The organism is Streptomyces sp. NPDC101152 (genome assembly GCF_044768275.1).
Lineage (GTDB): Bacteria > Actinomycetota > Actinomycetes > Streptomycetales > Streptomycetaceae > Streptomyces.
This window is the reverse complement of the sequence record NZ_JBIWPO010000126.1, coordinates 1-3,123: the sequence shown is the minus strand read 5'-3', so window position 1 is coordinate 3,123 and position 3,123 is coordinate 1. Positions and strand designations below refer to the sequence as shown.

The following is a 3,123-nucleotide window of genomic DNA, read 5'->3' as shown; positions in this document are numbered from 1 at the left end:
CCAAGCAGCAGAGTGCCCACCGCTGACCCTCAGCGCGTCAGAAACTGGCCTCGTTCATCCGTACGTGGCTGAGGACGTTCACCTGTACGCCGACAGCGGGCGTCCAACCGCGGCGTGGTTGATCTTTTTGCCCTGCTGTTCCAGGGCGGCGAGTGCGGTCAGGGCTCGCTGGCGATTGTCGATGCCGACCCGCCGACGGACCTGGGCGAGGGTGTGCGGGTTGCCGCGGAGGTTCATGCCGCGGCGGTCTGGAGACGGGTGCGGGCGGCAGGAGGGCGTGGGTGTTGCGGCGTTGCCGCCGGCCGGCACCCTGAACCGATCTGCGGCGGGAGGTCGGCACCGGGAACCATCCAGCAGATGGATAGGCGAGATCCACCAGTTGAATGGCGTAGGGGGTAGGCGACAGGGAGCAACTTGCCCGATAGTCGTGCAAGTCCAGACGCCCCCTCATTCCTCCGGGCGTTTCCCTTTGTGCACTGGCGCTCTGCAGTGTGGCACGGCCACGGCGGCAGCCTGCCGCGTGCCCTGTCACCGCCCGCGTGGAGGCCTTGCGTGCCCGGTTTCACCTCCTCACCCGTTCCCACCGACGGTTTCGCCGTCCGGAGCACCGAGCCCGTGCCGGAATCCGGGGGCGGTCTGCGCTTGACGCTCCTGATAAGCGGGAGTTGTCTGCCGGTCCTCGGCGCGGTGCTACTCGCTCCCGTGTTGCCGAAGCTGCAGGAGCTGTTCAGCACGGTGCCGGACGCGGACGTACTGGTCCCGTTGATCCTCACGATTCCCGCGCTCACGCTCGCCCTGGTCTCCCCCCTCGCGGGTGTCCTGATCGACCGCCTGGGACGCAGGATCCCGCTGGTCGTCGCGGCCGTCCTGTACGCGCTGTTCGGCACCGCTCCGCTGTGGCTGGACTCGCTCGGTGCCATCGTGGCCAGCCGTGCCCTCCTCGGTGTCGCCGAGGCCGTCGTCTTGACCTCCTGCACGACGCTGATCGGCGACTACTACGCGGGCCGGGCACGCGACCGCTACCTCGCCCTGCAGACGGTGTGCGCCACCATTTCCGCCACCGCCTTGTTCATAGTCGGCGGGGCGATGGGCACCTCGGACTGGCGCGCCCCGTTCCAGCTCTACGCCGTCGGGCTGCTCCTCGCCCCCGCGATGGCCGCATTCCTGCCCAAGCCCGGGCCGGGCGCCCCCGTGGACGAGGCGCTCACCGTCGGGGGCCGGCCCTCCTCGGCCGGCCGGCTGGCCGGCATCTGCCTGCTCTCGGTGTTCGGTGGCATCGTCTTCTACGTCGTCCCGGCCGAGACGGCCTACCTGATGAACGGCCTGGGCATACAGTCCAGCACCATCATCGGCATGGTCACCGCGATCGCCAGCACGGCCACGGTCATCGGCTCCGTCATCTTCGCCTCGATGATCGGCCGGCCGGAGCGCAGACTGGCCGCGATCCTCGCCCTGTGCGCAGCAGGGTTCATACTGATCAGCCTGGCCCACAACGTGGCGATTCTGATCTTCGGCACCTTCCTGAACTGCATCGGCACCGGCTTTCTGCTGCCCACGCTGCTCACCTGGGCCATGTCAAAGCTGCAATACCGCAACCGTGGCCGGGGCACCGGACTGTGGATCGCGTCGTTCTTCCTCGGGCAGTTCCTCTGCCCGCCCGCCCTGCTCGCCCTCAAGTCCGCCACCGGCCACCTCACTACGGCCGTCGGCGCCCTCGGCCTCGCCTCCGCGCTCGTGGCGGCCGGACTGCTGCCCCTGCTCCGGAAGACCAGCCACCAGGAGACCCTGCAAACGTGAGCCGGGCCGACCATCCGCCTCCGACCTCAGCACCGCGCAGCACACTGTTGTACCAGTCCCGCACCGGCTGCCAGCGGGGCTACCTCCCTCACGGCCTGTCCCCTGTTGGTGCGATGAAGTACCACTTCTACAACTGTCGCGACGATCGAGCAGCAAAAACGTCCCCTGTGACCTGCGCGCCAGAGCGGTCCTGAGACGCGTTTGCCCCCCCGGCCGAAGCCGGGGATTCCACGCAAGATCAGAGATGGGGCGGCGGGAAGATGTCAGTGAAGGCCTTGGACGGGACTGTTGCCCGGCCCTCGACGAACCATTCCCGACCGAATACCCAACTGAAGACAGGGGCCGGAAGACGAACCACCACCCTCATCACGGAAGCAAGCCGGCCTGTCCCCGATACCTCCGAACGGTGGGAGGCAAGAGCTGCCTGTTTCTGACCGGCGAACCGTCGGACATCAATGGTGTGTGTGATGGCCGCGCGCGAACTGTAGGCGGTGCGCAGCGCATCCGCGTCGAACCTAAACGGGATCCTCAGCAGGCGGACAAGCTTCACCAGGCGAGCCACGACATCTCGCGGCATGGTCGCCTCCAGCACCCGATCCACCCCGGCCAGCTCGGCCGCACGCTTGCCGACTTCGTGCACCTTGACGTGGTCGCGATGGCCGTATCCGCCATTGGCGTCGTAGCTGATAAGCAGTTCCGCGTCTTCCTCGCGCAGGACGGCGGCCAGCCGCTCGGCCGCCTCCTCCGTGTCTGCCCGCACGAAGCGTGCCCGATCCGGCGGATCCGGATAGAGCACGGCACCATGGCCGCTGCTCGCATACCCCAGGTGCACGACGCGTGTCACACCCAGCACGGCCGCGCTCGCCTGCAGTTCACTCAGGCGTGGCGCTCCGCCCTCCGGCACGGCATCCATGAGGCCATCCGTGGCGACCACGATCACCACGCGATGTCCCTCGGCTGCGGCCCGCGCGAGCGTGCCACCTGTTAGGAACACCTCGTCGTCCGGGTGGGCGTGAAAGGCCAAGATGGTTGCCATGGGCCCATCCTGGGTCATGGCACTCATCGGTGTCTCCTGTCCCACCCGCACATGCTCTGCCGGCCCCGGCCCCAGCAGGAGGCGGAGCGACACGAACGTGACCACCCCAACGGCCCGCTCCACCGGCCCCACTACCGCACCTGCCAAATGCGCCACCAACCGCCCCAACTCCCCTGAAGCGCACACCCAGTTGATGCCCAGTTCAGCGATCCAGCGCACCTTCGGTGCGCGCCGGGGGCGTGGTAAATCCCGTGGTGCGAGCCGAGGTGCTTCTGTCTGCCCTGACATGG

Annotated in this window: 3 protein-coding genes; 1 reads left to right on the top strand and 2 read right to left on the bottom strand. The window is 68.1% G+C overall.

The genetic code is table 11. From position 1 onward, the window contains the following. Window positions 1–78: 78 nt before the first annotated feature. Entirely contained in the window at window positions 79–237 is a 159-nt protein-coding gene (locus ACIRVK_RS45375; RefSeq protein WP_404258008.1) for a hypothetical protein, read from the bottom strand. A 315-nt stretch (window positions 238–552) separates the two neighbouring features. On the opposite strand from ACIRVK_RS45375, the gene ACIRVK_RS45370 reads away from it, so the two are divergent. Next, a complete protein-coding gene (locus ACIRVK_RS45370) occupies window positions 553–1,797 on the top strand; it encodes an MFS transporter (protein ID WP_404258006.1) in 1,245 nt (414 codons plus the stop codon). A gap of 238 nt (window positions 1,798–2,035) precedes the next feature. On the opposite strand, the gene ACIRVK_RS45365 is transcribed toward ACIRVK_RS45370, so the two are convergent. Then, window positions 2,036–2,833: a PIG-L deacetylase family protein gene (locus ACIRVK_RS45365; protein ID WP_404258005.1), complete on the bottom strand. Its 798-nt coding sequence runs from the start codon at window positions 2,831–2,833 to the stop codon at window positions 2,036–2,038. Window positions 2,834–3,123 lie beyond the last annotated feature (290 nt).

Coding starts and splice junctions, on each gene's coding strand:
- ACIRVK_RS45375 (WP_404258008.1), bottom strand. CDS start 237: ATGAACCTCCGCGGCAACCCGCACACCCTCGCCCAGGTCCGTCGGCGG.
- ACIRVK_RS45365 (WP_404258005.1), bottom strand. CDS start 2,833: ATGGCAACCATCTTGGCCTTTCACGCCCACCCGGACGACGAGGTGTTC.